Origin of the sequence: Paenibacillus pectinilyticus (assembly GCF_001700435.1) — a bacterium.
GTDB lineage: Bacteria > Bacillota > Bacilli > Paenibacillales > NBRC-103111 > Paenibacillus_E > Paenibacillus_E pectinilyticus.
In genome coordinates, this window is record NZ_LYPC01000010.1 from 127,687 (window position 1) to 152,052 (window position 24,366).

Here is a 24,366-nt window from a genome sequence, read left to right on the forward strand (position 1 = left end):
TGACGACAAGATGATAGCAAAACGCACAGGGACGTTCTTAGCATTGCTGCTTCTAGCTATGCTAGTCGTCCTTCCTCTTCTATTCGTGGGTTGGAAAAGTATATGGATCAAGGGTACTTTGGATCTTCTAGCGCCGATTCGTACTGTACTTGAGAAAAATCTAACTGGCGTATTCAGTAACTCTTTCATGTTGGGGATCTGGGTGGTGTTGGGCTCTACGCTTCTCGCACTCCCGCTGGCTTGGATTATGGCCAAAACCCCACTTCGTAAACATCGCTGGTTAGATATTGTGTTGTTGATTCCTTTTATGACACCACCTTACATTGGTTCGATGGGTTGGATCCTTTTCATGCAGCCTCGCGGATATTTAGAGCAGTTTTTCCCAAGTGCTCACTGGATTAGCAGCCATTTCTTTACCCTATTCGGTATGATTACGATTATGAGTCTGCACTTATTTCCTTTTCTGTATCTTATTCTACGAAATGCGATTGCCCAGATCGGTGGAAATAAGGAAGAAGCCGCAGCTGTGCACGGAGCTCGCTATTCATATACCTTGCGTCGCATTCTGCTGCCGCTCGTATTCTCAAGCTATGTGATGGGCGCCTTACTTATTTTCGTGAAAACGTTGGCTGAGTTCGGTACACCTGCGACGTTTGGTCGACGTATTGGCTATTTCGTTCTGACAACAGAGATTCAATCGTCGATCTCGAGCTGGCCGGTGGATTTCGGGAAAGCTACTTCATTAGCTTCCCTATTGCTGATGGCTTGTCTACTCCTTTGGTACGTGCAGTCGGTCATTGTTCGTCGCCATTCGTATAACCTCGTTAGCGGCAAAAGCTCGCAAGGTAGAGTCATGGGCTACCGCGGCTGGCAGCGCGCCGTTGCTTGGCTATACGTGATTCTTGTGCTTGCCACGGCGATTGGTATCCCTTATTTCTCCATCATCTCTGCTTCACTCATGAAGCTTAGGGGCAACGGACTCGCCTGGACTAACCTTACCTTCAAACACTACGGTGAGCTCCTCACTTGGGGCTCGCCAAGTATGAAAGCTCTAACAAACAGCATGGGACTCGCCCTGCTCGCCGCATGTTTAGCGGCCGCGCTAGGCACATGGTTCGCCCTCACGATCGGGCGCGGCAAACGCCTGCCGGAACGGATCACGGACATGTTCAGCCTGCTGCCGAACACGGTTCCCGATATGGTCCTCGTGGTCGGACTCATCATGCTATGGAACGCGCCATGGATGCCGCTCCATCTCTACAACACCTACGGCATGGTGGTCCTCACTTACGTGGTCTTCTTCCTGCCGTACACCGTGCAATACGTCAAGGCACGTAACGGCCAGCTAGACGAATCCTTGCGGCAAGCCGGGCATGTATTCGGCGGGCAGCCGTTGTACGTGTTCCGACGTATCGTTTTACCCCTTCTCTTGCCGGGCATTATCGCCGGCTGGATGATGACCTTCACCATCTCGCTCCGAGAACTTGTCGCCTCGATGATGGTGCTGCCGCCGTCGATGCAGACATCGGCGACGTATATTTTTGCTCAATTTGAACAAGGTCAAATTTCGCTTGGCATGGCCATGGCCGTCGTCTCGGTCGGTCTGACAACGATCCTGCTCTTGGTCGTCAACAACATGAATTCAAACAGAAAGTGGAATGTGGAATGATGCATGTAGAAGTATGGGGCGGGGCCGGTGAACACGGACGCTCCTGTTATTGGCTAGGTAATGAGCGTTGCAGCGTTGTGCTGGATTGCGGTGTAAAACGTGAAGGGCTCGGGGAATATCCACTTATCGATGCATCGCGTGTAGCAGCGTTGGATGCTGTATTCCTCTCGCACGCCCATGAAGATCATTCAATTGCGATTCCTTGGCTATATTCGTTAGGTTACACAGGTGTTGTCTGGACTACGCGAATCACCGCGGAACAACTTCCTGGCTATTATACGAGCTGGGGTAACTATATCCATCAACAAGGCGGAGAGCTGCCTTATACGCATGAACAACTTGCCTCTGTTAGGTATGCATTTATAGAAGAAGCCGCAGCTCCTCTGGAATGGTTCGAAATTACGCCTACCTTGAAAGCCTGCTGGGGGCGAAGCGGACATATGCTTGGATCGATTTGGATCATGCTAGAGCTGGAAGGAAAGCGGGTGTTCTACTCGGGGGATTACAGCGAGGATTCATTTCTACTAGAGACGGATTCTCCCCTGCTGGTTGAACTTGAATCTTCGTGGGACGGAGCTATCGTCGATGCTGCGTACAGCACGGATACCGAAGAGCAAAACACCAAGCTAGAGCACCTGTATGCAGAAGCAAAACATACGTTGTCTGCCAATGGTCTGCTGCTTCTACCTGTACCGGTTTGCGGCCGGGGGCAAGAGCTGCTGCTGCTTATGGCGCAGCATTTCCCGGAAGTGCCTATCCGCGTGGAACAAGAGCTTCTGGAAGCGATGAAGCTAATGCTACAGCATCCAAGCTGGCTCCAAAATGGCATGGCCGCCACTTTAGCAGAGGCCTTGTCTAGCCATCGCTATGTCAGTATACGCAGCGATGAAGAACGTCAATGTCTCCTGCAGGAGGACATTGCAAGCAGACGCGCGGCCATCTGGTTTACAACCGATGGCATGATGCAATCGACGAAAGCACAATGGTACTACTCCATGCTTCGGCACAACCCCAACAATGGCATCCTGATCACGGGACACGTTGCCAAAGGGACCATCGCGCAGCGGCTGCTATCGCTGCCGGACGAAATAAGCGGATGCCGCCTGCGCGCCATCCGCTACAAAATTCATCAAGGACTCCCCGATGTACGCAGGATGTCGCAATCGATACGAAGTACCTTCAAGCTGCTCGTCCATGCGCCCAAACGCGACACGGATCTCTTACTTCAACAGCTTGAAGCCGAGGGAGAGCAAGGACTTCTCTCCGTCCAACCAGGTGCACGGATTGTTCTTTAGAACAATCCATGCGCCTTTTCCTTTTTCAAGCTTTCTGCATTTCTGCCTTCTATCCAATCAGTTTTTCAACGCTTTAAGCCTTTAAGCCCTTCCCGCCTTGCCCCTTCAACAACTCACTCAATTCATCCCACGATGTTATCCGCGGCAAATCCAGGTGGCGATTATACGATCGATCTTTGACATAAGTCTGCACGGGTAGATGTGCTAGCGTTTCCAGAACCTTCGGCTTATCATCGAAATAATAATCCAGCTTCAAAGCTTCAATAATATGCACCTTCTCAGAGTCGCTCATCCCGCAAAAGAAATGCCCCTCTGCCACCGGAAATCCGTGATCGAGCAACCATTGCCGAGTGCGCTCTGTATGTTCCTTCGCTCTAGCCGTGATGTAAAAGACTTCATGTCCTTGCTCCACCAATTGGAGCAAAGCTTCACGTGCGTGCGGGAAGGTTGCACAGTTCGAGTAGTAAATCTCATCGCGGAGGCTGTGCCAAAGCTCTCCCCCCTCCTCTTTGGATAATCCAAACGCACTATGGATCTCCATCGTCGGCAGGGCCTGAAACACCTCAAGCCCAATATTCTGTTTCAGCTTCTGATTATAGATGTGGAACGCATGCTCTCTCAGATTAATGAGGGTATCATCAATATCAAATCCAAGCTTCAAGGTCAACCCCTCCATCCTTCGATCGACTATTCCTTCAATTTCAATCCAAACAGACTAACAAACACCGAGGCCTGGCCTCTCGAAATGATACATCCACGCAGGTCATCAATACTAACACCTAAAGTTGTAAAATCACAAGTACTTAGGTCGATGCCCTCTAACTTAGCACCTGTAAATTGCGCTTGATCCAGCTGACATTCTTCAAATTGCACCTTCTGCAAGGTCGCTTCGTAGAAGTCCGAACTGATTATCGAGCAGGAATGGAATGTAATCCCTTTGAAATTAGCCATTCGGAACGTTGCAAAGTCTCCAAGGCAATCCTGAAATAAAATATTGCGCAGCGTTGCGCCGGTTAAATCCATCCCTATGATTTTACAATTTCGAAATTCGGTTCGATGAATCGTTGCTTCTGTGAAGTCTACATTCGACAGATCGCATCGATCAAAAATAACATCGGTCAACTCAATTTCTTTCATTGATATACGTGTAAACGTCACATTGCGGAAGATGATTTTATCAAAAGCGACCTTATAGGCCGATTGATTATCAATGGTGCAGTCGCTGATGAGGCCTGTATGAAAGCTATCTTCCGGCTCGAACTCCTTCTCTTGAACGGAAATAATCGGCAATTCTTTGGGCATTTTGGGTGCATCTAATTTAGGATTGCTCATTTGAATCTCCTTTATAATCAACATAATCAAATCACAGGCAAAAAAATAAGCCTTATCGGCCTATTTTCAAAAAATAATAATCGATGTCAAGCTATGTAGCATGAAGAATAAGGATCCCCATTTTCTTTTGATAAAATTCCGACCACGGAAAAGCCTCGTTTTCACGGTAGAAACAGGCAAATTCACTTCTTTGCTAATGTCTTCCAAGGACATATCCAGAAAATATTTGTACACAATAAGGTCTTTATATTTGTCTGGTAATTCCTGAATCATCTGCTCCACTTGGCTAAACGTTTCTTGTTCGATGAGTTGCAGCTCCGGGGTTTTCTCCCGACTAACCAACTTCTCATACAAGGGGCGTTCATCCTGGGAAGGACACGAACTCGTATCCATCGAGAGCTCTTTCTTCTTCTTTCGCATCAAATCAATGGTGACATTCTTACCAATGCTAAAGATCCAGCTTGAGAAGTTTTTGGTAGCATCAAATCGATGTGAATTCAAATGTGCCCGCAGAAAAGTCTCCTGAACAACGTCTTCAGAGTCTGATTTATTACGCAGCATCCGATACGCTAATCGGTAAATTTTGTCCTTATACAGCTCCAGAAGTCGATTAAACGCTTTCGCATCTCCTTGACTCCACATTGTTGCAAGTTGACTATCGCTTAATTGCAGCATGTCAATTCTCCTTCACTCTATGAAACTACCTATCTCCTATTCTACCAAATCAGAACAAAAAAAAGAAACCTTTTCAGGCTTCAAAGATGACTATTTATCGATAAAATTGGACACATATTCCGCTTTCTCTGCACTCGCGAGCACAATGAGCGTCACGATGATTGCGAACAAAATAATGCCGCCTACGATCATACTGCGCACCCTCTTTGACTGATTGATACGAATGATCATCTACTATCCAAGATATGATGCGCAGCATTGAATATTCACTTATTCAGCAATGTTCATAACCATGTATTGCTCAATATGGCTGGCCAGCAGGCCAAATGTAGGCTTCTGAACCTCAACGTTCTCACCAAGCAGCGATTTTACAGCTAGATAAGGGAAGTTGATGCCGGATAAGCACGTCACGTGTAGACCGCCTGACATTCTAGGATTAATCTCCAGCAGCTTCGGAACGCCCTGATTGTATTTCACTTGAATATTATAATTAAAAGGAATGCGGTAATTTGCAGCCACTTGCTGGGCAAGCTCGATTAGTTCAGGCACTTCCTCGAGCAGTCTCAAACGACCATCCGCTTTACGTCGCGGAACAGCAGCTAGCAGTTCACCGGATGCTGAGGCCAAACAATCAATGCTGTATTCAAAGCCATTTAACAGTTCCATGACCATGAGATCTTCGAATCGCTCGACCGTCGATAAGTTCTGATAGACCTGCTCTTTGGTCAAATACGGCATCACGGGTCCGAACATATCATTCAGCACATTTCGCTTATCGCTGATAATTCGGAAGCCATTCCCACCTTCACCGTTCGTTGGCTTCATGCAGACCCCATGTCCCGCTGCAATCAGGGCTTCGTGCGCTTGAAGGAACTGCTCCGCCGTATTGACGACGTGGTAGTCCGGAATTGCTACGATGCCTTTGGGACGGATGGATTCATAGAATTTCTGTTTCTCCATCAGGTTCTCCAGAAGCTCTAGATCGCGGCAAACCGTCACTTTTGTGCCTATTTTCTCAAATTCATCTAGATGCTTAGCGATCGCATACATATGCAATCTAGGGATAAACACATCGATGCCATGCTGCTTGCAAAAGTTTAACGCGAACTCCACGTAATCGTCATCGCCGAGTACGGGCTCCGTATCCGCATAATCCGCCGCTTGCAGCGCCATATGGGTGCGATCCGGATGCGTGGCATACATCTTAAACTGCACACCATCCTCATTGTTGCGAATGCTGTTCATGTAATGATAAGCAACAGAAAACCAGCGGTTAAACCATACTTTTTTCATGAGGACTCCTTTGCGAGCAGCTTCTTGTGCTCTGTGTGAGTGGACTGAACAAACATCGTGATGTGATCCGCTGCGAAAATGCCAGATTCCTCCGTGAATCTGTAGTTACCGGATTGTCCCATCTGCTCCTGGCGGAATAGTTCCCCGTGACCTGGTGCAATGGCAAAGTCTGCAACGTCTAGCAAGCTTTGATCCAGCAGGGAGTCTCCCGAAGCGACGATCTTACGCCCTCCGAGAACCTTCTGGAGGTGGGAGACCGCTCCGCCTTTACTAACGGCTTCAGGGACGATGTACACCTTGCGGCCTTGAATGGATGTGCGCCAACCCCTGCCTTGCAGCTGCGCACTAAGATCGTTCATCTCCTTTAGCGGCATGCGATCACGCTCTACGATATGAGAGAAGAATAGCTCATCGCACCAACTCGAGCTAATCACCCAATCCTGGTGTAGCACGTCCTGCATAACTGGGAGAATGTCCTCTACAGGTGTACTTGTCTCACGAACTCGAGACCTGACGAAATCCCGCCATTCCACATCAACCTGGCCATCGACTAACACATTGCCGCCATTACTAGTCACAGCATATTTCGGCTTCAGCATCTGACTAATCAGATGAATCCGCCTATATTGTTCAATCGTTCGCGTTGTAACAGGAATAAAAATAAGCTCATTCATCAACGCTTGCAATCGTTCATACGTGCTTGCGGACATATAGGAACGTACCTTGCCATCGATCAGCTCAGCAATCATAATGCGCTCTCCCAGCAGCTCGGCACGCTCCGGTGGCTGGGAATAAATTAAGGTCTGGTCTAAATCACTGGCGTAAATCATTCGGCATCCCCTTTCACGGATTGGATGAGGCCACAGCACGAATACGTGAGCCCGGGATATACTTCTACGTGCACACCGCGTGCCTCTGCTAATAGCAAAATATGCCGAATATGCGGATTATCCATGCGATTTACGAGTATCCGCCATGGCACTCGGCGGAGAAGTACGCGGGTCGTTTCACCGACACCAGGTTTTATCAGATTGATATCAGCCATCTCGTAAGTGGTCTGTATAGCCTGAATATCCCGCAGCCCATGCCAGGAAATTTCAGGCGGATGCGCTATCATGCTCTCGGCCATCGCCCGCGCCTCCTCAGCAACGCCGCTGAAATATGGTGAGATCGCAGCGATGAAATGATTCGATACATCATGATCCAGCCACTCTCGGTAATATTTCGAACCATGAAAATCATGAGGCCCTATCAGATCGTCCCGCAGCACCGTCCGGCTCATTAAGCCGGATACCGTCGAATTCAAGCATGCGCTTGGAATGAGGAAGTCTTCCCGCGTCCCGAACATATCCGTACAGTGACCGGGATCGGCGAGCACGGCTAGATCATCGTCTAGGATGATCCCGTAATCTCTGGCCATTTTGTCACAAGCTTGGGTAAGAACCTTCCGAATGGCCCCCTTGCCTGTCCACCCATCGATAAATTGCAGCTTTGCCCCAGGATGCTTCTGCAGCATATACAGCAGGGCGTTCTCATCAATTCCCTTCCCTCGAATAATGGAGATGCTATAATGCGGCAGGGTCATGTCGTACATATCTTGCAGATATCGTTTGATCAAAATGCCGACAGGCGTACCTGCTCTAGCTAAAGAGACGAGGACGGTGTCAGCACCTTTCTTCGTTCTGATTAGTTCAGCAACTGTTCCAACCGATAACGCGACTTTCTCGGCAGACTGCTCCAGAGATGCTTGATATAAATTAAAATAATCTGCGGATGGAAGGTGCTCTTGCGGCAGCATTTCCGAATAGTGCGTGCCGGACTGAATCGCCTTCTCTCTCGCATCCAGAGCGATTTCCAGCTGAACCTCGCTGATATCTTTCAGTAAAAACGTCACATCCTCAGGCGGGTAACTCCCGAGGGGCTTCGGTGCAGTTACTGGTTTCGTTCGCCAAGCTTCCATACCTCCGCCTCCTTCCAGTCCACCGTTTGTGGTGAGAAGAACACGAGATGAAGAGATTCTAAACCTCGCCTTTGGAGAATTCGCAGGATAGGCGCCATCGCTGCTGGAGAGGCTTCACGCTCTATGAAAAGAAAAATCTCCTGATATTCACCGTACGGGATATTGTAAAAGAAGTGCGTCACTTGCTCATCCTCTGGCGAGGGAAAGGAATCGCCAGATCGGACCGCATAGTCCTCACGGTCGATGACATGGATCGGGCTTCGCGTCGTCGATTGGTACGACACCCCTGCCCCCATTTCCGCTGCGATACGCATCGGAATGTACATGAACTCGCCACTGCCGACGCATAGCGTACTCGTGCCCTTGCGCATGCGCTTCAGCCCTGTTGCCGCTTGCGAGATCGAGTAATCGAGTTCCTTGCTGCTAGTTGAGGTAAGCCCGAATCTGCCGCTGTGAAGCAAATAAGGCCGCTCACCTGCGTATGGCGCGTGGTCAAAGAGTCCATCCACATAAGAGATCTGTACGCGACCAGAAGGGGTTACCTCTGGGGTCGAGCTATGCTCTCTTGTGGACAAGCTTTCACTAGAGCCTACTACCTTCGTCGCTCCTTGAATAAGGGAAATGACGTGGATTTCCACGTTCAGCTCCTGTTCCAGCAACGCGAACTGCGCACGATTGTCGGCTGTGCGCCAGTCAAGCAAAGCCAGGACATAATAGATCTTCTTCGGATATTTCCCCTGCAGGTCACGAATAATATTGATCGAGGTTTGACCTGTCGTAATCTCATCGTCCACGAGGACAAGAATTTCCGGCTCCGCCAGCAAGGCTGGATCGTCGGAATAGCCATAGTGCGCCACGGCATGCGAATGCTCTTCTTCGAATTGAAGAATCGTCGGCGATTCTTCAATCACTTCGCGCGTCGTGTGCAAATAGCGGCTGCCCTGCCCAAAAGCTTCATAAACGGCATGCCCTATCGCCGTTGCCGTTTCAGCAAAGCCAATAAATGCAACGGGTTGCTTCAGCTCGAGCCGTTCGGACATGATCGCTAAGTAGGCACCCTCTGCCTTCTCGGGATCAATAAGTCCCTCTATTGCGCTTGCTACCTTATGATCTAACTGCGTCCCTTGCAATGCCTTGTGTAACAATAACGCTAGGACCGTTCCACTCAGTAGTGACGTATACGGATTGACTGGAATATGTTTGCCAAGCACCTTGCTTACGAACAAGAAGGACCGTTTCTTATTAATTCTCGCCGCCATGATGAACAGTGCATCCAGTGGAAGGTGATGCGGGTTAGAGGTCATCGTAACGTGAAGTTCTAGATCTCCTGCTATTTTATACGTACGCTCGGTCTGGCTCACGGAATAATCCATCAAATGTTTGTTGTTCATGCAGCACCCCATAAATTTGTGATCGCAAAAGAATACGCTTCGCCCAATTGAAATGGGGTTTGATTTCATTCATTTTATTGCCATAGGCGCTCTTCATTACCCCTAGATCACCATGATTGTTGCTCAGAATACTCATGGTATCGGTATATTCTTCATGCGTGACGGCGTAGAGTGATTGAACCGGTTTGATATGGCTAGGATGAATAATGGTTTTGCCGATCAACCCGTTTTCCTTATCCAATCTCACTTCGTGAATAAGTCCCTTCGTCGGGAAATATTCCCACACAGGTCCTGAAATGACGTGAGCAGACTCGACACGTCCGAACATATTAATAATATCCGCGAGGCAGTCCCGAATAGGCGCAATGTCATAAATCGTTCGGTCAGAACTTCTTCTCAAACCAAATAAGCTGGAGAAATCCGTCGCGCCAATTCGGACATTCAAAACCAAAGACTTGTACTTCGTAATAATTTCGTTAATTTCAAGTAAGGTAGAAGTGCGGCTTTCCTTATAAATAATGGAACCTGACTCTAGAATAGGCAAACCGTATAAGGTGGGGGCAGATTCTGATTTATCATCGTTATAATTTTCTAACAGTTGAAAATACGCCTCGCCATTGTCCGATGTGAACTTCGGAAATACAATCCCAGTCAGCAGTGCAGCGTTATCCTCCAGCCTCTCCAGCAAGTAGTTCAGCTGATTCACGCTTCTCACGCGAACGAACATCAGCGGCAAATTATCGGTGTCGAGGATGCCTACATCGATCCAATGGGCAATCTGACTCAATTGTTCAAGAAGCGATTCTTCCGCAGCTACGACTTCATTATCACCAACGGCATCTTCCAGATCTAGAACAACAGAGACAAGTCCTTCGATTTTCCCAAAAGCAATGTCTGCTGCAAACGTGCGACGGGTCGCTGGCATATAGAGAGCGGCACCTATCGAGTGAGCTAAAATGTCTTTGTGCGAATGATTATGGAAGGAATTCGGCGGTAGGTAAAATAAAGCTTTTTCTTCATCCGCAGTTAAATAATTGAAATATCGCATGCCGATTCCTCCCTTATGAGTTGAAAGAACAATCCCTCCTAAGCGGAGGGATTGCTCTTGGACTAACCTTATGATTCGTTTGCGGACTCAGATTTATCTTTCTTACGAAGCAGACTCAGAACAATGGTTCCTCCGAACAAAGCAATAATGACGGAGAAGAAGATCACGTGTGAGATGTGGAAACCGAAAGCGCCAGCTATCATTTTCAGACCAATAACGATGATCAGGATAAAAGCTGTTTTCTCCAATTCCGGTATCTTGTCAATGAGCTTCAAGAAGACTTGCGCCACGCCTCTCATCATTAGAACGCCTAAGATACCTCCCATGAACAATACCCAAACCTTATCACTAACACCGAAAGCAGCAAGTACGCTATCGACACTGAATGCGATATCCATAATTTCTACCGCAATAACGGTACGCCAGAAGGAAAGACCTTTGTTCTTCACTTCTCCGTCTTCGCCATGCTTCTTCATAAACAGGTTGCTATACGCAATCCAGAGAAGATACACACCGCCAAGAACTTTAATCCACGTGATCTGTACTAGGAACGTACCTACACCGATCGCAATAAACCTAAATATGTAGGCACCCAGTAGACCATAGAATAATGCCTTCTTCTGCTGATCCTTCGGTAAATGCCGCACCATGACGGCAAGCACTAAGGCATTATCTGCAGAAAGTAATCCTTCTAGAAGTACTAGTGTACCGATAATTCCCCAGCTTACAGGATCAGTCAGTGTAGTGGATAGAACATCCCAGCTAAAAAAATTAAGAAAATTATCAACAAAACTTTGGAAAAAATCTGTCATGCTGGTGGACCCCCTGTATTGTTTGCCTATTCATTTCGTACTTCTACATGCCAATCTATCTCATTGTCCGAAAACAACTATCGTCTCCTCGGAACATTGATTTCCAATTTATAACGCAACAAATCTGCCAGTGTGAAACCTCATTTCCCAAATCGACTTGATGTAAAAAAGCGAAGAGGTGATGCTTGCGATGCACAATGGCACCACCCTCTCTGTTAAGAACTAACGCTTAAGACGTTTGCAATCCGTAATCGCGTGCCAACCCAGCAAGTCCATCTTTATATCCGCTGCCGATTGCGCTAAATTTCCATTCGCCGCTATGACGGTAAAGCTCACCGATGACAACGCCCGTTTCAATGGAGAAGTCCTCACCAAGGTCGAAACGAATTAGTTCCGCGCCAGAGCCCTCGTTAAGCACACGAACGTAGGCATTGGAAACTTGTCCAAAATTTTGCGCTCTAGCTTCCGCATCATGAATCGTGATACAGAAAGCAATTTTCTCCGTTTCAGCTGGAATTGCGCTAAGATCAATATTGATCACTTCGTCGTCGCCGTCTCCAGCGCCAGTACGATTATCACCTTGGTGTACAATGGAACCGTTCGCGTTCTTCGGATTGTTGTAGAAAATAAAATCAGATTCATGGGCTACTTTCCCAGAAGCATTCGCTGCAAAAATGGACGCATCCAAATCAAAATCCTTGCCGCCATCATATTTGTTTGTATCCCAGCCTAAGCCAACGATAACTTTCGTTAAACCTGGATTGGATTTCGTTAAATCGACTTTCTGACCTTTGGATAAAGAAATTGACATATGAGAAACCTCTCTCTTATATAGGATTTGGCTAAGCCATTATTGATATCTTTTGACTAATTGTCCAATGGATGTATCTGTGCTGCCTTCACCAATTGCGCTAAATTTCCATTCGCCGCTGTGGCGGTAAATTTCACCTACAATCAGGGATGATTTCCCTGAGTAATCTTCGGATAAATTGAATTTAACCAATTCTTGTTGATTCGAACCATTCAATACACGGATATAAGCCGATTGAATAAGCCCGAAATCTTGCTTTCTATTTACACAATCATAGATATTCACGACAAACACAATTTTACTTACATCAGCCGGGACTTGTCCTAAATTAATGGAAATCGACTCATCATCGCCATCGCCATCCCCTGTACGGTTATCACCGGAGTGAACAACAGAGCCATCAGGACTTTGTAAGTTAGCAAAATAAACGACATTTTTCTGGTTCGTGATTCTTCCCTTTTCATCCAATAAGATAACGGAAGCGTCACAATCAATTTCGACTGTGGTTTTCTTGCTGCCGAAGAATCCCTTCTTCTCTACAACCGCTGGATCCCAACCTAACCCAACCACAACTTTAGAAAGACCTGCATTGCCTTTCGTTAAATCGATCTTCTGACCTTTGACTAAACTGATTGTCAACGAGGTCACCTCCCTTCACAAACCTGTTTTAGTGAACTCCCTTATTTGATACGGAAGAAATGCCAACACGTTTCACTTTCCTGGGTAAAATATTTGTAAATTCGACTTTTCCAGTCAATTTCCTCCGTTTTCAAACAAAAAAGCCATAGGGATACCCTAGGCTGAGTGTCTTTACTATTATATCATTTTACAACATTTGGTATTCAAAAGATTTCTAATATAATGACCAGCGTCTAACCAATGATTAACTTCTCCTCAGGGTATCGAATAAGGGGCTTCTTTTTCCCATTTGTCATTAACGTATAGAATAGAAATAACCCAATACGACCAATGAACATAAGGAGAATAAGCGTAATTTTGCTGGTCACGCCTAGCTCGCTGGTGATGCCCGTAGATAACCCGCATGTCCCAAACGCTGAGGCCACCTCGAATAAAATAGCCGAAATTCCCCAATGATCCGACTCCGCACTCAACAATGTGAAAATTCCTGCTAGCACAAGGCCAATGCCTGTGAGAAAAAATACAAAGCTTTTGAGCGAATCCTCCTGAGAGATCGTCTTTCTGAAAATCCTCGGCTCCTTCTCGCCACGTGCATATGAAATAAGCGTCAACAGGATAACGATTACGGTCGTTGTCCGAACACCGCCCCCCATACTCGATGGGCTTGCTCCAATAAACATAAGGACGGAAATGAGCAGCAAGCTAGCCTCTGTTAGCGTGGAGACATCAAGCGTCGTCAAACCTGCGCTTCGGGATGTGACGGATGTAAACAGGGCACTCAGTATTTTCCCATGCCAACTCATTCCTGTCATTGCATGAGATCGCTCCGTCAACCAGATGCCCAAGGCACCCACGAGCAACAACACGCCGGTCATTAACACGGTCAGCTTCGTAAACAAAGAGAAGCGGTAGTTCGCATGCCCTCCCCACAGATACTCACGAACCTCGGCAAGCACGGGAAATCCGATTCCGCCAAGCACAATCAAAAACATCGTTAGCGCTTGGACGAAATAATCATCCGTATAACCAAGCATCGAATTACCGAACAAATCGAAGCCGGCATTCGTAAACGATGAAATGGCGTGAAACATACCATAATACAGAGCGGAACCTATTGAACCATACTCACCTGTAAAATAAAAATAAGAACCGAACGCCACCATACTGATCGCCTCGATGATCAAGGTAAAGCCAAGGACGAGCTGCATTAATTGTACCAATCCAGATAAATTATTTCGATTCTGATCAATCATGATCAGCTTACGCTGCAATAGACCGATCTCCTGTCTGAACAAGAGCCAATAAAAGCTGCCTAGCGTCATTACACCGATACCGCCGAATTGAAATGCTACGATAAGTACACCAATGCCGAAACCACTCAACGTATCTTTGATGCTGACGGTCGTCAATCCTGTCACGCTGACGGCACTTGCTGACGTGAAGAGGGCGTCCACATAGGAAATCGTGGCGCCCGGTTTCAGCGAGATGGGTAATTTAAGAAGAACGGCAATCAATAGAATGCCTATTGTATACGAGACAATAATAAGCCGCGAGGCCGGCATTTTCAACAATTTTTTCAGCATCATGATTACCTTTATTTAGGATAGTAGGACGTTAAATGGTTAGATTTTCAGACAGCATTATAGTGCCCTTTGAAATGTTTTCCCATCCAAAGACAAATATCCCATAAGTCTGCTACCGGCTGATTCGTATATGGTAAGGTATGTAAATAACCTGGAGGACCGAATTCCGGTGTGAAGGTGATCATCGTTCGGCCTGAACGCTTCTGCTCTTCGATGATGCTATCCCACCAACCCATGTGCCGCTGTAATTCATGCGCATACTCTGGCGCTCTCGGGTCAGGCACCTGTGGACCTTCTGCGTAGCCGACACGGCCATGAATATGTTGAACGCGTGAAAAAGTTTTGGTAAGGTTCTCTTCTTGATCTTCCAATGTAGACTCGCAGACGCAGCACCAATGACTATAGTCAACCGTCAGGTTGAACTCTGGCACCGCATCTAGCACTTTGGCAGCATCCCAAGGGTTAAACAACGTTCTGCCCCGATGTGTCTCATGACCAATTGCAATGCCCCATTGCTTCTCAATCGCGACAGCTTCACGATAAAAGGCCACTTGCTGCTCGAAGGGCATCGAATCTTTGCCACTATGCGATGTAATGCTAATAGGCCGGAAAGTAACTGCACGCTCCACTTGCTCTCGAAATGAAGCAAGGTGATCAGGTCCGTTGGTGAATACCATCGCAACGTAGTCCATTTGAAACGTTTCCAACAACTTGCGGAATAGGTCCTCATCGGCAGGTGTCGGGAGCGGCGCTTCAATCCCCTCATATCCAGCAGCTGCAATGCGTTCGAATTGGCTTTCTAATGTTCCATCCATACCCCATAAAGCTTTGATTAATTTAATTTCCATCCTGTCATGCCCTCCTCATTTGTTCAATGAGTCAAGCTTAAATCATCTGCCATTATTTGACTACAGTAAATTTAAAAATGGGAGATACATGAATACCCCCGCAGCTTCCTTGCTGCGGAGGTAAGGTTGAAACTCTTCTAAAGGCATCGTTTTGATTTATAAGCCATATAGCTGATCCACATTTAAATAGTTCGCATTCCCCTTCGAACTGGCAAACCCAAGACGGATCGTGTTAGAACCAGCAGCTAACGAAACGGTCACGGAAACCGTATTCCACGTGCTCCAATTTGACGTTCCAGTGAATGTCAAATTAGTGGCAACATCTACGCCATTGACGTTCACATACCGGCTCGCATTACCTGCTCCCGCTGCATAGCGGAACGTAATCGTCTTGGTGCCCGCTGTGTTCTGATTTACATAGAAATCGATCGACGTACCACTCGTGTTCCATCCAGCTACATAGCCTCGACCATTAAAGCCGGTCTGTGTGCTTTCATTGATCATCCCGCTTCCGCTGACTAAGGTGCTCCTGGCATTTTCAGCCTCATAAACACCATTACCCGCGATATTTCCCGTATAACTATCCGCAGGTACAAACTGAAGGATCGACGCTCCCGCAGCGGCAGCTAAGCTTTGAACATAGCCCGATCCTGTAGGTGCAGTCCAATCACTGCCAATAATGCCATCGGATGTTCGTCTATGATTCCAGGCTTGTGTGGCATTTTGCTGTAGGAAGTTAAGGTACTGCGACTGACTTGCCTGGATGCGGAGTTGATTCAGATTACGTGCGAAAATCATTTTAAAACCGGGAGCATCATTCTCCCCTTCATACATGAGGGAAGTGGCAGAGGTCATCTTATTAATTACATATGTCGCGGCATTATTCGCATCTGTTAAATAACTAGCAGTACCCGTAGCCATATATAAGGCTGTTGCTGCCCCTAAATAAGTACCATAATTATAGGTGAAATCCCAATCCTTCACGATGCCGGCTCCTGTACCTTCCATATGATCGTTCACCTTGCTGCCGCTCACCAGCTTCGTTTGGAGCCAGCTGTAGATTTGCTGCGCCTTCGTTAAATAACTCGCATTATTATAAGCATTCTTCAGCTTGATCGCTGTCATAACCATGGGAGCATTCGTCGCCATATTTTTCTGTGCATTGGCGCTTGTCGCTGGATTCTGCGCATCCGCTCGCCACCAAATGCCGCCGCCATAGGAAGACGTATCCCAACTAGCATAGACGTGATCGAAGAGAAAGGAACCTCGGTTCAAATACTCGACTGTCCCCGTAAGCTCATAAGCACGTAAACAAGCCAGCGCCCACCAACCCAGATCATCATTATACTGGTTATCCGTCATATTCGTATATTTCGCATTGAAACCCGTGTAGATGTCATCGATCATTGTACGATAAGTGCTGCTGCCTGTACGTTGATAAGCATCCATAACCGTCTCCCACAGCTGAGCCTCCCACCAGAAATCGGTGTACAGACCTGCATTGGGACCATAGGCGTGCGCGGATTGAATCGTGTGGTCGCTGTTCGTATAGAAGTACTTAGCTGTAGAATCGTAGAATGTATTTACGAACGAAGTCATCGCCGCATCTGCATTTGACGCGTGAAGGCAGATACACGGCTCGCTCCTCCCCAAACCGTAAGAAATAGCACCATGACCAAGCTTATGCTTACCCATTTGGAGACCGCTCTTTTCACATTAACCATACACTACAACTCCTTTTTCTCTTTTCTCATCATAGAGTTAATCTGATCCGACCATACGAATGCGCTTACAATTACGCCATTCACCTCCTTTCCGCCTCTCTTTCTCTCCCATAAATGGAATAACTGCATGCCTCCCTTTTCATACAAACAGGGGCAGAATCTCCTGCCCCCTCTCTTAGTTCACTTTGAGAATGCCTTGCTTCTCCAGCACAGCCATTCGTTCCAATAACATGACACCGCTCAAATCAACGCTCAAATCCTCTGCTGGTTCAGGCGTAGATGCCCATGATTTACTGAACATCTGACGCTGTTCGTCTCTTCCATACGTCCAGAGACTGCTCGCATTGGTCAGTAATACGTCGAGTGACTCCCTCTGGCTCGGATCCACTCTCACGAGTTCGGCCAAATAACGGACGAAAATACCTTTAAACAGCCCGCCATCTCCGTTGCTTTCGCTGGGCAGCATCCCTGTGATTGGGCTGGTTAGCCTAAGCTTCGAGGCATGAGCCGTCCGCTCAGCATCTGCCAGATAGCTTTTATCTCCCGTTGCTCGGTACAACTCAACCCCAGCCCCAATGTAAACACCTTGGCAATAGGTGAATTCCCAGCTCTTATCAATCTTTCCATCACCTTCTCGGTTCTTCCCATCCCATACGAAACCGGTATCTGGATCTACGAGGTTCGCCTTCTGCCAATCATAGATCTTCTTCGCCCAAGCTAGGTCATCCGCATCGCCAAACTGCTGATACAATCTGGCTGCCAAAATGACTGCCGGGGCATTCGCCGGTGTGTTCTTATAATCTAGCTGTGGCTTGCGCCAAGCAATGCCTCCGCCTTGTTCCTCGTTCCAGCCTGTCTTAATATCTTCCCATAGCAGAACCGCAGCTTGCTTATAGCTCTCTTCACCGGTTGCATCATAGGCTCGGAGCCACGCCAGTGCTAGCCATTCCATATCATCGTAGAAATCATTCGGCCAGACACCGCCGTTACGATCCAAGATGCCCTGAAACATTTTCGCCAAATAGTTCTTCGTTTCACTATCTCCCGTTCTCTCATAAGCATCCACTAACGTATCAACGCCATGGGCCTGCCACCAATAGTGAAATTTCTCATTACATAGGTCATGACATGGCGATAAATTATCAAATAAGTTCAACTTCCTATTCCAATATTGCTGCATTAACCCCGCAAATGCGAGATCTGCTCTCTTCTCCCAAGAGTCCGTCTTAGGTGATTCACTCACCTGTGTATCCGTCATGTTAGGTTTGTCATTTCCCATGTTCATCACTCCCCAGGCAGCCACTATGATTATTCCGATCCCAACAGTCACAACGGCACTTCTCATGCTAAATCGTTTGTTCACTTCGCTTCACCTTGATATCCGACGTACGTGAGAACCCCTACCCCTTGGTCCCCGTAAAAGCAATGCCCTGCACGAAATACTTCTGTAATAATAAGAACAGAATCAGTATCGGAACCACCGCGATTAAGGCGCCTGCCATTAACGGGCCGAAATCAACTTGTTTGTTATACGTAAATGCCGCTAATCCTAGCTGAATGGTTTTCTTGGCTGGATCGTTGAGCATAATGAGCGGTCCAAGAAAGCTATTCCAACCTGCTTGGAAGGTGAAAATGCCGAGTGTAGCTAAGGCTGGTTTTGCCAGTGGCATATAAATGTTCCAATAAATACGCAGCTCACCGCTTCCTTCAATGCGCGACACTTCTTGCAAATCACTAGGTAAGTTGACAAAAAATTGCCTCATAAAAAATACCGCAAATGAGCCAGATGCTCCTGGTAAAATAACCGCCCAGAACGTATTTAGGAGTCCATTCCCACCTGTACCCAGCCAGTCATTCCCACCGATGAACGGCATATGCTTCAATACAAAAAACTGTGGAATCAGTGTGACAACACCAGGAATCATCATGGCGGCGAGCAGGATTTTAAACATCGTATCTCGGCCTCGGAAATGAAGCTTTGCGAACGCGTACCCACTTAATGAACCTAGCAGCAGGTTAAATAACACACCCATAAAAGCTAAATAAAAGGAGTTCGAGAAATACAGCCCAAACGGGACAAGGTCAAATGCCTTCACATAATGCGTGACTGTCAGGCTTGATGGTATCCAGCGAATCGGCAGCATGAATATTTCTTCGTCGGGTCTGATCGATGTGATGAGACTCCATACAAAAGGGATGACCATGACGAGGCAGACTGCAATGGAAATGAGATACAAAATCGTCGTATACCAATAGCTTTGTTTCATTTTCCAGCCCTCCTATATCATGGCATCTTCTTCTTTATTTAATTTCATATTGATGAGCGAAAAGACTAGAATCAGCAGAGATAAGGCGAAAGCCATCGCATCTGCATACCCCATTTGTAATTGCCCAAAGCCCTGTTGGTAGATGTAATACACGGTTGTCTTGGTGGAGTTAGCCGGGCCGCCTTTCGTCAATACATAAGCCTGATCAAAGAGCTGCAACGCACCGATAATGGCCATCGTACTTACGAAGAAAGTCGTTGGCCGCAGCACCGGCCATGTAATATAACGGAAAGATTGCCAAGCATTCGCTCCATCCAATTTGGCAGACTCATATAGATGTTCGGGTACGCCATTCAAACCTGCTAAATAGATAATCATATTGGCACCAACCGATTGCCATAAGGTCACGAATACAATTGAGATCATGGCATAAGGCATTTCTGCTAGCCAGGAAGGTCCGGTTATCCCAAATTTGCTCAGGATTTCATTGACCAATCCAAACTCTGGATTTAATAGCCATATCCACACGGTTGCAGCGGCAACACCTGATGTTAAGGTTGGCAAATAACCAGCAGTACGAAAGAGTTTCACACCAAACCGTTTACGCATAAAAAGCACAGCCATGGCTAACGAAATGGCGATATTCAAAGGAATATAAAGCACAGAATAGAACAAGACATTTTTCAACGTCGTCCAGAAAGTAGGATCATCCACGAGACGCTTGTAGTTAACAAGGCCTACCCAATCATTTTTGCTCACAATGTCATAATTCGTGAAGCTTAGGTACAGCGCCATGAACACGGGAATGACTGTAAAAATGACAAATAAGACGATTGTCGGTGTAATAAATGCATACCCCATCCTAGCTTGATGTTTGCTAAGCTTACTGGCCGATGCCATAGATTTCCTCCTAACAAGAAAGGGGAAGGAGCACCTCCCCCGCGATTGTCCCTTTACTTACCTGCCGCGTTCTGATCCAACAGCTTATCGCCTTGTTCCTGCCCCTTTTTCAGCGTCGTTGCCGCATCTTGCTTCCCTTGAACGAAGAGATCCAAATTCGGCATCAGACCATCCACTTCCATGACGGAATATCCAGGGTGCTGTGGACGGATTTTCGCAAATTCCAGTGTATCCATGAACGGTTTCCAGTTCGGATCATCCTTGAAGAACGGATCCTGCATAGCGGGCTTGAAGCCTGGAAGGTTCATACTCGTCTTGGCCCATAAGAGCGCGTTGTCTTTATTCGCTAACCACCATTTCTCGAACTCCCAGGCCTCATCTTTATGCTTAGAGCCTGTTGGTATAACGAGGCCAAAACCGCCCATAACACTCCCTTTAGCTCCGTTGGGTCCTGTTGGCGGTGGAACAACACCGAAATCCAAATCTTTGCCATATTTCATATACGTAGACAACATCCAAGGCCCTGTGTAGGTCATCGCTACTTTACCTGTTACGAAGGCGTCTGTGCCTTCTCCGAGACCTTTTTCAAAGCCAACTTTATAGACCTTATCCTTGTTGATCAATTTATCCCAGAAATCCAAAACCTGCTTACCTTGATCATTATTGAAGTTCGTTTTCTTCAAATCACTTGTCATCATGGAACCGCCAGCTTGCTGCAGCCACATATTGAAGAGGCCATTGTCGTTCATCGACATGCCGGAGCGAACTAATTTATCGCCATCCCAAACGGTCAGCTGCTTTGCGGCATTTTCCAGCTCATCCCACGTTTTCGGCGGTTGAAGACCTTTTTCAGCAAATAATTTCTTATTATAAAAGAGTGCTCTTGCATCAACTGTTAATGGAAGGCCGTAGAGTTTGTCGCCGGAAGAAAGTTCTTTCAACGCTTCATCATAGTAATCGCTACGATTAATGTTATCCCGTTTCATATAATCATCGATCGGTTGGAGCACATTCTTAGATGCATATAACGATGTCCGCCATCTATCCCAGAACATCACATCCGGCGATCCGCCTGAGCTTGCTGCAGTTAGAAACTTCGTAATCATGTCTTCCTGCAGTACGTATTTCACTTTGATTTTATCCTGTGATTTATTGAAGGCGTCTGCCATCATGACAAATTGCTTCTCACCTTCCCCACCCCAGTCACCCCAAAACGTGATTTCGACAGGTGCTTTCGTGGCTGGTGCTGCAGTTGCAGAGGCTGCTGGTGCGGGTGTACTCGTTGGGTTCCCACTTGCTGTCGTTTGATCCGTGCTGGTTTTCGACGTGCAAGCTGCCAAGCTTAGCGTTAGTGTAACGGCAGTTAAGGCGGTTATCCATTTTTTCATGATTTTTCCTCCCTTTTATATGAAACCAGTTACTTTCCCGTACCCATGTTAAGGGGGCGACCCCGCATAACCAAGAATCATTGCCTAACAAGCTGCATGATCGAATGACCACACACATCTAACACTAATTCACTAAACATGGAGTTCGCCCATGAGAACCAAGGACGTGTATACTTTGTTGGATCATCAACGTGGAAACCTTCATGCATAAAGCCAGTTCCGCCATCCGTATCCGCGAGGAGATCCAGCAAGCGAAGCTTCTCCTCACGGCTTGAAGCCGTAAGCCCCTGGACTGCTAATGCAATGGGCCAAATGTAACGCTCAGGCGTGTGTGGGCTGCCAATTCCTTGAGCCATTTTCCCCGTATAAAAATAAGGATTCTCCCTGCTCAGAATAAAGCTTCGAGTTCGCTGATAGATAGGATCCGACGCCTCTGCGTAACCTAGGTAAGGAATGGCGAGCAAGCTTGGGACATTGGCATCATCCATAAGATGATAGCCGCCGAGCCCATCTGTCTCATAAACGTACATCTCACCGAACTCCGGATGCTGGATGGTGCCATAGGCTTCAATCCCACTCTTGATTTCAGCTGCTACTTGCAGCGCTTCGCTGCTTATGGCGGTATCGTTCCAAATCTGATCTGCAATCTCAGCCAAATACCCTAGCACAACAACTGCGAACATATTACTTGGAATCAGATACCCATATGTACAAGCATCATCACTTGGCCGAAAGCCTGACCAGGTCATCCCGGTATAACCAACTGGGCTCCCTAATCCGTCACGGGTTAACGTATCCGTAGGGGGACAGTTCAGCCGCTGGAAGCGATAGGGGGACTGCTCCTCATGCGCTTGCTCCACTCGCCAAAGCCGAAGGATAGAAGAAGCTGCTGCATGAAAAGCACTATTGAAGTGCGAAGTTCGGCCGGTCACCTTCCATAGGAAGTAACCTAGCTGAATCGGATAACAGAGTGAGTCAATTTCATATTTACGCTCCCAAATCCATGGACTCATTGGAGTGATATCTTGCTGATGTCCTGCACCATGGGGATCTTTGTTAAAGGCATTGGCATACGGATCAAGACCAATATATTGACTTTGTCTGATCACCACCCCTTCGATCATATCCGCAATGTGTGGATCTTCTTTCGCAAGCAGCAGATACGTTCGGACTTGTGCAGATGAATCGCGCAGCCACATAGCTGGTATATCACCTGTGATCACGAACGTAGAACCGTCCTCCGCTGGTTGAATCGTGGTTAGGTATGTATTAGCAAAGCATTCGCGAAACATTGCTGCTAACTTCGGCCGCTCAGCCTTAAGCAGTTCAAGACTGACGTGATCAATAAGGTTTTGCATAGATTGCGGCAGCACTGAGGCATTCATCATCGGGTGAATCATCTCCCTTAGCTCCTAAATGAAACGCTTACATTTATGATTATAGGCGACGATTAAACATTATGTCAATATGTATTTATTATATTATTTACATACCATTTAATTTAAATAATATATCAATTAATAAAAAGGGAGATTGCTAGATTAGCAATCTCCTCTGTCTCGTTCTACATTAGCTTATTTGTTCTTTCCGATCATTAAGCCGGGCCCGTTGACTCCCCGATGATTAGCTTGGCATCCAAGCTCGTTTTATTCAATACCTTCTCGCCGCGCTTCAGCTTCAGCACATTCTCAACAGCAAGCCTGCCGATTTCATCTTCATTCTGAATCATATGTGTAAAGCGGTAGCCGCTGCCCAGCGTCGTAGGCGGACTGTCAAAACAAAGGATCGATATATCCTCAGGAATCTGAAGCCCCATCTGCTCCACGGCCGCTTTGGCTAATAACGCAATGTTATACTCAATAGCGAATAAAGCAGTAATGTCAGGATTGTTCCGCAGATGCTCCTTGATCATATGGATATCTTGATCAATATTCGGTTGATGGAACGAATTTGGAAGCGTGGAGGTGATTTCATCCAGCCACAGGGATCGATCAACAAGAACACCGCGTTCCGCGTGAGCACGGACGAATCCTTCAATGCGGTCTTCGACTGCCGTTGTATCCATAGGCGGCGGTGTCAGTAAGCAAATCTGCTTATGCCCCAGATCAAGCAAATAGTCTGTACCTGTGCGGGCCGCGCTGATGTTATCCGTGCTGATTGACGCCGCAGCAACGCCTTTGAGATGGCGATCCACCAACACTAACGGAAACTGGCCGATGACCAGCTTTAGAATCTCAGCATTGTAGAACTCCCCTTGTGCAGGAAAAACAATGATACCATCTACACCTAATTCGAGAAACGACCGGATCGCTTTCTCTTCATTTTCAGGAATGCCGAAAGAGCGGCGCAAGACAAGGAAACTATCATTTTCCGCGGAAGCTTGCTCCATTCCATAGATCATTTCTGTGCCAAACGTGTTGCCGAAATCCGTTATAACAAGGCCAATCAGCGTATGTTTGCCGCGGTCCTCGGACGATGCGGTTTCCGAAGCTGGTTCCCCTTCTTCCGCAACGAAGGAGCCTTTACCTGGCTTGCGGACAATGAGTCCTACTTCGGCCAGCATCTCCAAAGCCTTCTTGCTTGTAATTCGACTCACGTTATAATCATCTGCCAGTTCCTTCTCGGAAGGAACACGATCGCCAATGTTATATTTGCGCTGTAATATCTCTTCTCGTAACGTTTCAAATATCCGCTCATAAATGGGTCTCGAATCTGTTGACAATGCTCCCCA

General features: G+C 47.0%; 23 protein-coding genes. 2 read left to right on the forward strand and 21 right to left on the reverse strand.

The genetic code is table 11. The features are described from left to right. Positions 1 to 10 precede the first annotated feature (10 nt). The gene (locus A8709_RS03190; RefSeq protein WP_065850755.1) at positions 11 to 1,669 is read left to right on the forward strand and encodes an ABC transporter permease; all 1,659 of its coding nucleotides are present in this window, start codon (positions 11 to 13) and stop codon (positions 1,667 to 1,669) included. Then, positions 1,666 to 2,964 carry an MBL fold metallo-hydrolase gene (locus tag A8709_RS03195; RefSeq protein ID WP_065850756.1) on the forward strand — a complete coding sequence of 433 codons (1,299 nt, stop codon included), beginning with the start codon at positions 1,666 to 1,668 and terminating at the stop codon, positions 2,962 to 2,964. The genes A8709_RS03190 and A8709_RS03195 overlap by 4 nt, the downstream gene beginning before the upstream one ends. Before the next feature lie 73 nt (positions 2,965 to 3,037). Here A8709_RS03195 and A8709_RS03200 read toward each other — a convergent pair whose 3' ends face one another. From A8709_RS03200 to A8709_RS03295, 21 genes are all read right to left on the reverse strand, one after another. Continuing rightward, the gene (locus A8709_RS03200) at positions 3,038 to 3,625 is read right to left on the reverse strand and encodes a 5' nucleotidase, NT5C type (RefSeq protein ID WP_065850757.1); all 588 of its coding nucleotides are present in this window, start codon (positions 3,623 to 3,625) and stop codon (positions 3,038 to 3,040) included. A 26-nt stretch (positions 3,626 to 3,651) separates the two neighbouring features. After that, on the reverse strand, positions 3,652 to 4,296 hold the full coding sequence (locus A8709_RS03205; RefSeq protein WP_065850758.1) for a pentapeptide repeat-containing protein: 645 nt from the start codon (positions 4,294 to 4,296) through the stop codon (positions 3,652 to 3,654). Between the two features lie 66 nt (positions 4,297 to 4,362). Beyond that, positions 4,363 to 4,971 carry a sigma-70 family RNA polymerase sigma factor gene (locus A8709_RS03210; RefSeq protein ID WP_065850759.1) on the reverse strand — a complete coding sequence of 203 codons (609 nt, stop codon included), beginning with the start codon at positions 4,969 to 4,971 and terminating at the stop codon, positions 4,363 to 4,365. 270 nt (positions 4,972 to 5,241) lie between these two features. Continuing rightward, positions 5,242 to 6,264 (reverse strand): ATP-grasp domain-containing protein, encoded by a 1,023-nt coding sequence (locus A8709_RS03215; RefSeq protein ID WP_065850760.1) that lies wholly within the window; start codon positions 6,262 to 6,264, stop codon positions 5,242 to 5,244. Further along, positions 6,261 to 7,094, reverse strand: a complete 834-nt coding sequence (locus tag A8709_RS03220; protein WP_065850761.1) for an HAD family hydrolase — start codon at positions 7,092 to 7,094, stop codon at positions 6,261 to 6,263. The genes A8709_RS03215 and A8709_RS03220 overlap by 4 nt, the downstream gene beginning before the upstream one ends. Next, entirely contained in the window at positions 7,091 to 8,224 is a 1,134-nt protein-coding gene (locus A8709_RS03225; RefSeq protein ID WP_065850762.1) for a cysteine protease StiP family protein, read from the reverse strand. The genes A8709_RS03220 and A8709_RS03225 overlap by 4 nt, the downstream gene beginning before the upstream one ends. Then, positions 8,197 to 9,615 carry a phosphoribosyltransferase family protein gene (locus A8709_RS03230; protein ID WP_244163081.1) on the reverse strand — a complete coding sequence of 473 codons (1,419 nt, stop codon included), beginning with the start codon at positions 9,613 to 9,615 and terminating at the stop codon, positions 8,197 to 8,199. Before A8709_RS03230 ends, A8709_RS03225 begins: the two co-directional genes overlap by 28 nt. Further along, a complete protein-coding gene (locus tag A8709_RS03235; RefSeq protein ID WP_065850763.1) occupies positions 9,560 to 10,663 on the reverse strand; it encodes an HpcH/HpaI aldolase/citrate lyase family protein in 1,104 nt (367 codons plus the stop codon). The genes A8709_RS03230 and A8709_RS03235 overlap by 56 nt, the downstream gene beginning before the upstream one ends. 68 nt (positions 10,664 to 10,731) lie before the next feature. Continuing rightward, positions 10,732 to 11,475 carry a TerC family protein gene (locus tag A8709_RS03240; RefSeq protein WP_065850764.1) on the reverse strand — a complete coding sequence of 248 codons (744 nt, stop codon included), beginning with the start codon at positions 11,473 to 11,475 and terminating at the stop codon, positions 10,732 to 10,734. 229 nt (positions 11,476 to 11,704) lie between these two features. Next, positions 11,705 to 12,286 carry a TerD family protein gene (locus A8709_RS03245; RefSeq protein WP_065850765.1) on the reverse strand — a complete coding sequence of 194 codons (582 nt, stop codon included), beginning with the start codon at positions 12,284 to 12,286 and terminating at the stop codon, positions 11,705 to 11,707. Between the two features lie 39 nt (positions 12,287 to 12,325). After that, complete coding sequence (locus tag A8709_RS03250) at positions 12,326 to 12,925, reverse strand: TerD family protein (RefSeq protein WP_065850766.1); 600 nt, start codon at positions 12,923 to 12,925, stop codon at positions 12,326 to 12,328. A 233-nt stretch (positions 12,926 to 13,158) separates the two neighbouring features. Next, entirely contained in the window at positions 13,159 to 14,511 is a 1,353-nt protein-coding gene (locus tag A8709_RS03255; protein ID WP_065850767.1) for a TrkH family potassium uptake protein, read from the reverse strand. 44 nt (positions 14,512 to 14,555) lie between these two features. After that, positions 14,556 to 15,356: a sugar phosphate isomerase/epimerase family protein gene (locus tag A8709_RS03260; protein ID WP_065850768.1), complete on the reverse strand. Its 801-nt coding sequence runs from the start codon at positions 15,354 to 15,356 to the stop codon at positions 14,556 to 14,558. A gap of 156 nt (positions 15,357 to 15,512) precedes the next feature. Beyond that, complete coding sequence (locus A8709_RS03265) at positions 15,513 to 16,955, reverse strand: glycoside hydrolase family 76 protein (RefSeq protein WP_167356988.1); 1,443 nt, start codon at positions 16,953 to 16,955, stop codon at positions 15,513 to 15,515. Continuing rightward, the gene (locus A8709_RS35380) at positions 16,952 to 17,080 is read right to left on the reverse strand and encodes a hypothetical protein (protein ID WP_279615840.1); all 129 of its coding nucleotides are present in this window, start codon (positions 17,078 to 17,080) and stop codon (positions 16,952 to 16,954) included. Before A8709_RS35380 ends, A8709_RS03265 begins: the two co-directional genes overlap by 4 nt. Before the next feature lie 175 nt (positions 17,081 to 17,255). Then, positions 17,256 to 18,359: a glycoside hydrolase family 76 protein gene (locus A8709_RS03270; RefSeq protein ID WP_244163082.1), complete on the reverse strand. Its 1,104-nt coding sequence runs from the start codon at positions 18,357 to 18,359 to the stop codon at positions 17,256 to 17,258. A 121-nt stretch (positions 18,360 to 18,480) separates the two neighbouring features. Next, positions 18,481 to 19,347, reverse strand: a complete 867-nt coding sequence (locus A8709_RS03275) for a carbohydrate ABC transporter permease (protein ID WP_065850770.1) — start codon at positions 19,345 to 19,347, stop codon at positions 18,481 to 18,483. 12 nt (positions 19,348 to 19,359) lie between these two features. After that, on the reverse strand, positions 19,360 to 20,247 hold the full coding sequence (locus A8709_RS03280) for a carbohydrate ABC transporter permease (RefSeq protein WP_065850771.1): 888 nt from the start codon (positions 20,245 to 20,247) through the stop codon (positions 19,360 to 19,362). A 53-nt stretch (positions 20,248 to 20,300) separates the two neighbouring features. After that, positions 20,301 to 21,635 (reverse strand): ABC transporter substrate-binding protein, encoded by a 1,335-nt coding sequence (locus tag A8709_RS03285; protein WP_065850772.1) that lies wholly within the window; start codon positions 21,633 to 21,635, stop codon positions 20,301 to 20,303. A gap of 77 nt (positions 21,636 to 21,712) precedes the next feature. Beyond that, positions 21,713 to 23,035, reverse strand: coding sequence for a glycoside hydrolase family 125 protein (locus A8709_RS03290; protein WP_425262304.1), 1,323 nt, complete (start codon positions 23,033 to 23,035; stop codon positions 21,713 to 21,715). A 194-nt stretch (positions 23,036 to 23,229) separates the two neighbouring features. Continuing rightward, positions 23,230 to 24,357 (reverse strand): GntR family transcriptional regulator, encoded by a 1,128-nt coding sequence (locus tag A8709_RS03295; RefSeq protein WP_065850773.1) that lies wholly within the window; start codon positions 24,355 to 24,357, stop codon positions 23,230 to 23,232. Between the last annotated feature and the right edge of the window lie 9 nt (positions 24,358 to 24,366).

Bases quoted from the DNA above. Each gene is read 5' to 3' on its own strand.
- A8709_RS03190 (WP_065850755.1), top strand. From the start codon at position 11: ATGATAGCAAAACGCACAGGGACGTTCTTAGCATTGCTGCTTCTAGCT.
- A8709_RS03195 (WP_065850756.1), top strand. From the start codon at position 1,666: ATGATGCATGTAGAAGTATGGGGCGGGGCCGGTGAACACGGACGCTCC.
- A8709_RS03205 (WP_065850758.1), bottom strand. From the start codon at position 4,296: ATGAGCAATCCTAAATTAGATGCACCCAAAATGCCCAAAGAATTGCCG.
- A8709_RS03210 (WP_065850759.1), bottom strand. From the start codon at position 4,971: ATGCTGCAATTAAGCGATAGTCAACTTGCAACAATGTGGAGTCAAGGA.
- A8709_RS03215 (WP_065850760.1), bottom strand. From the start codon at position 6,264: ATGAAAAAAGTATGGTTTAACCGCTGGTTTTCTGTTGCTTATCATTAC.
- A8709_RS03220 (WP_065850761.1), bottom strand. From the start codon at position 7,094: ATGATTTACGCCAGTGATTTAGACCAGACCTTAATTTATTCCCAGCCA.
- A8709_RS03225 (WP_065850762.1), bottom strand. From the start codon at position 8,224: ATGGAAGCTTGGCGAACGAAACCAGTAACTGCACCGAAGCCCCTCGGG.
- A8709_RS03230 (WP_244163081.1), bottom strand. From the start codon at position 9,615: ATGAACAACAAACATTTGATGGATTATTCCGTGAGCCAGACCGAGCGT.
- A8709_RS03235 (WP_065850763.1), bottom strand. From the start codon at position 10,663: ATGCGATATTTCAATTATTTAACTGCGGATGAAGAAAAAGCTTTATTT.
- A8709_RS03240 (WP_065850764.1), bottom strand. From the start codon at position 11,475: ATGACAGATTTTTTCCAAAGTTTTGTTGATAATTTTCTTAATTTTTTT.
- A8709_RS03245 (WP_065850765.1), bottom strand. From the start codon at position 12,286: ATGTCAATTTCTTTATCCAAAGGTCAGAAAGTCGATTTAACGAAATCC.
- A8709_RS03255 (WP_065850767.1), bottom strand. From the start codon at position 14,511: ATGATGCTGAAAAAATTGTTGAAAATGCCGGCCTCGCGGCTTATTATT.
- A8709_RS03260 (WP_065850768.1), bottom strand. From the start codon at position 15,356: ATGGAAATTAAATTAATCAAAGCTTTATGGGGTATGGATGGAACATTA.
- A8709_RS03265 (WP_167356988.1), bottom strand. From the start codon at position 16,955: ATGACTTCGTTCGTAAATACATTCTACGATTCTACAGCTAAGTACTTC.
- A8709_RS35380 (WP_279615840.1), bottom strand. From the start codon at position 17,080: ATGGTTAATGTGAAAAGAGCGGTCTCCAAATGGGTAAGCATAAGCTTG.
- A8709_RS03270 (WP_244163082.1), bottom strand. From the start codon at position 18,359: ATGGGAAATGACAAACCTAACATGACGGATACACAGGTGAGTGAATCA.
- A8709_RS03275 (WP_065850770.1), bottom strand. From the start codon at position 19,347: ATGAAACAAAGCTATTGGTATACGACGATTTTGTATCTCATTTCCATT.
- A8709_RS03280 (WP_065850771.1), bottom strand. From the start codon at position 20,247: ATGGCATCGGCCAGTAAGCTTAGCAAACATCAAGCTAGGATGGGGTAT.
- A8709_RS03285 (WP_065850772.1), bottom strand. From the start codon at position 21,635: ATGAAAAAATGGATAACCGCCTTAACTGCCGTTACACTAACGCTAAGC.
- A8709_RS03290 (WP_425262304.1), bottom strand. From the start codon at position 23,035: ATGATTCACCCGATGATGAATGCCTCAGTGCTGCCGCAATCTATGCAA.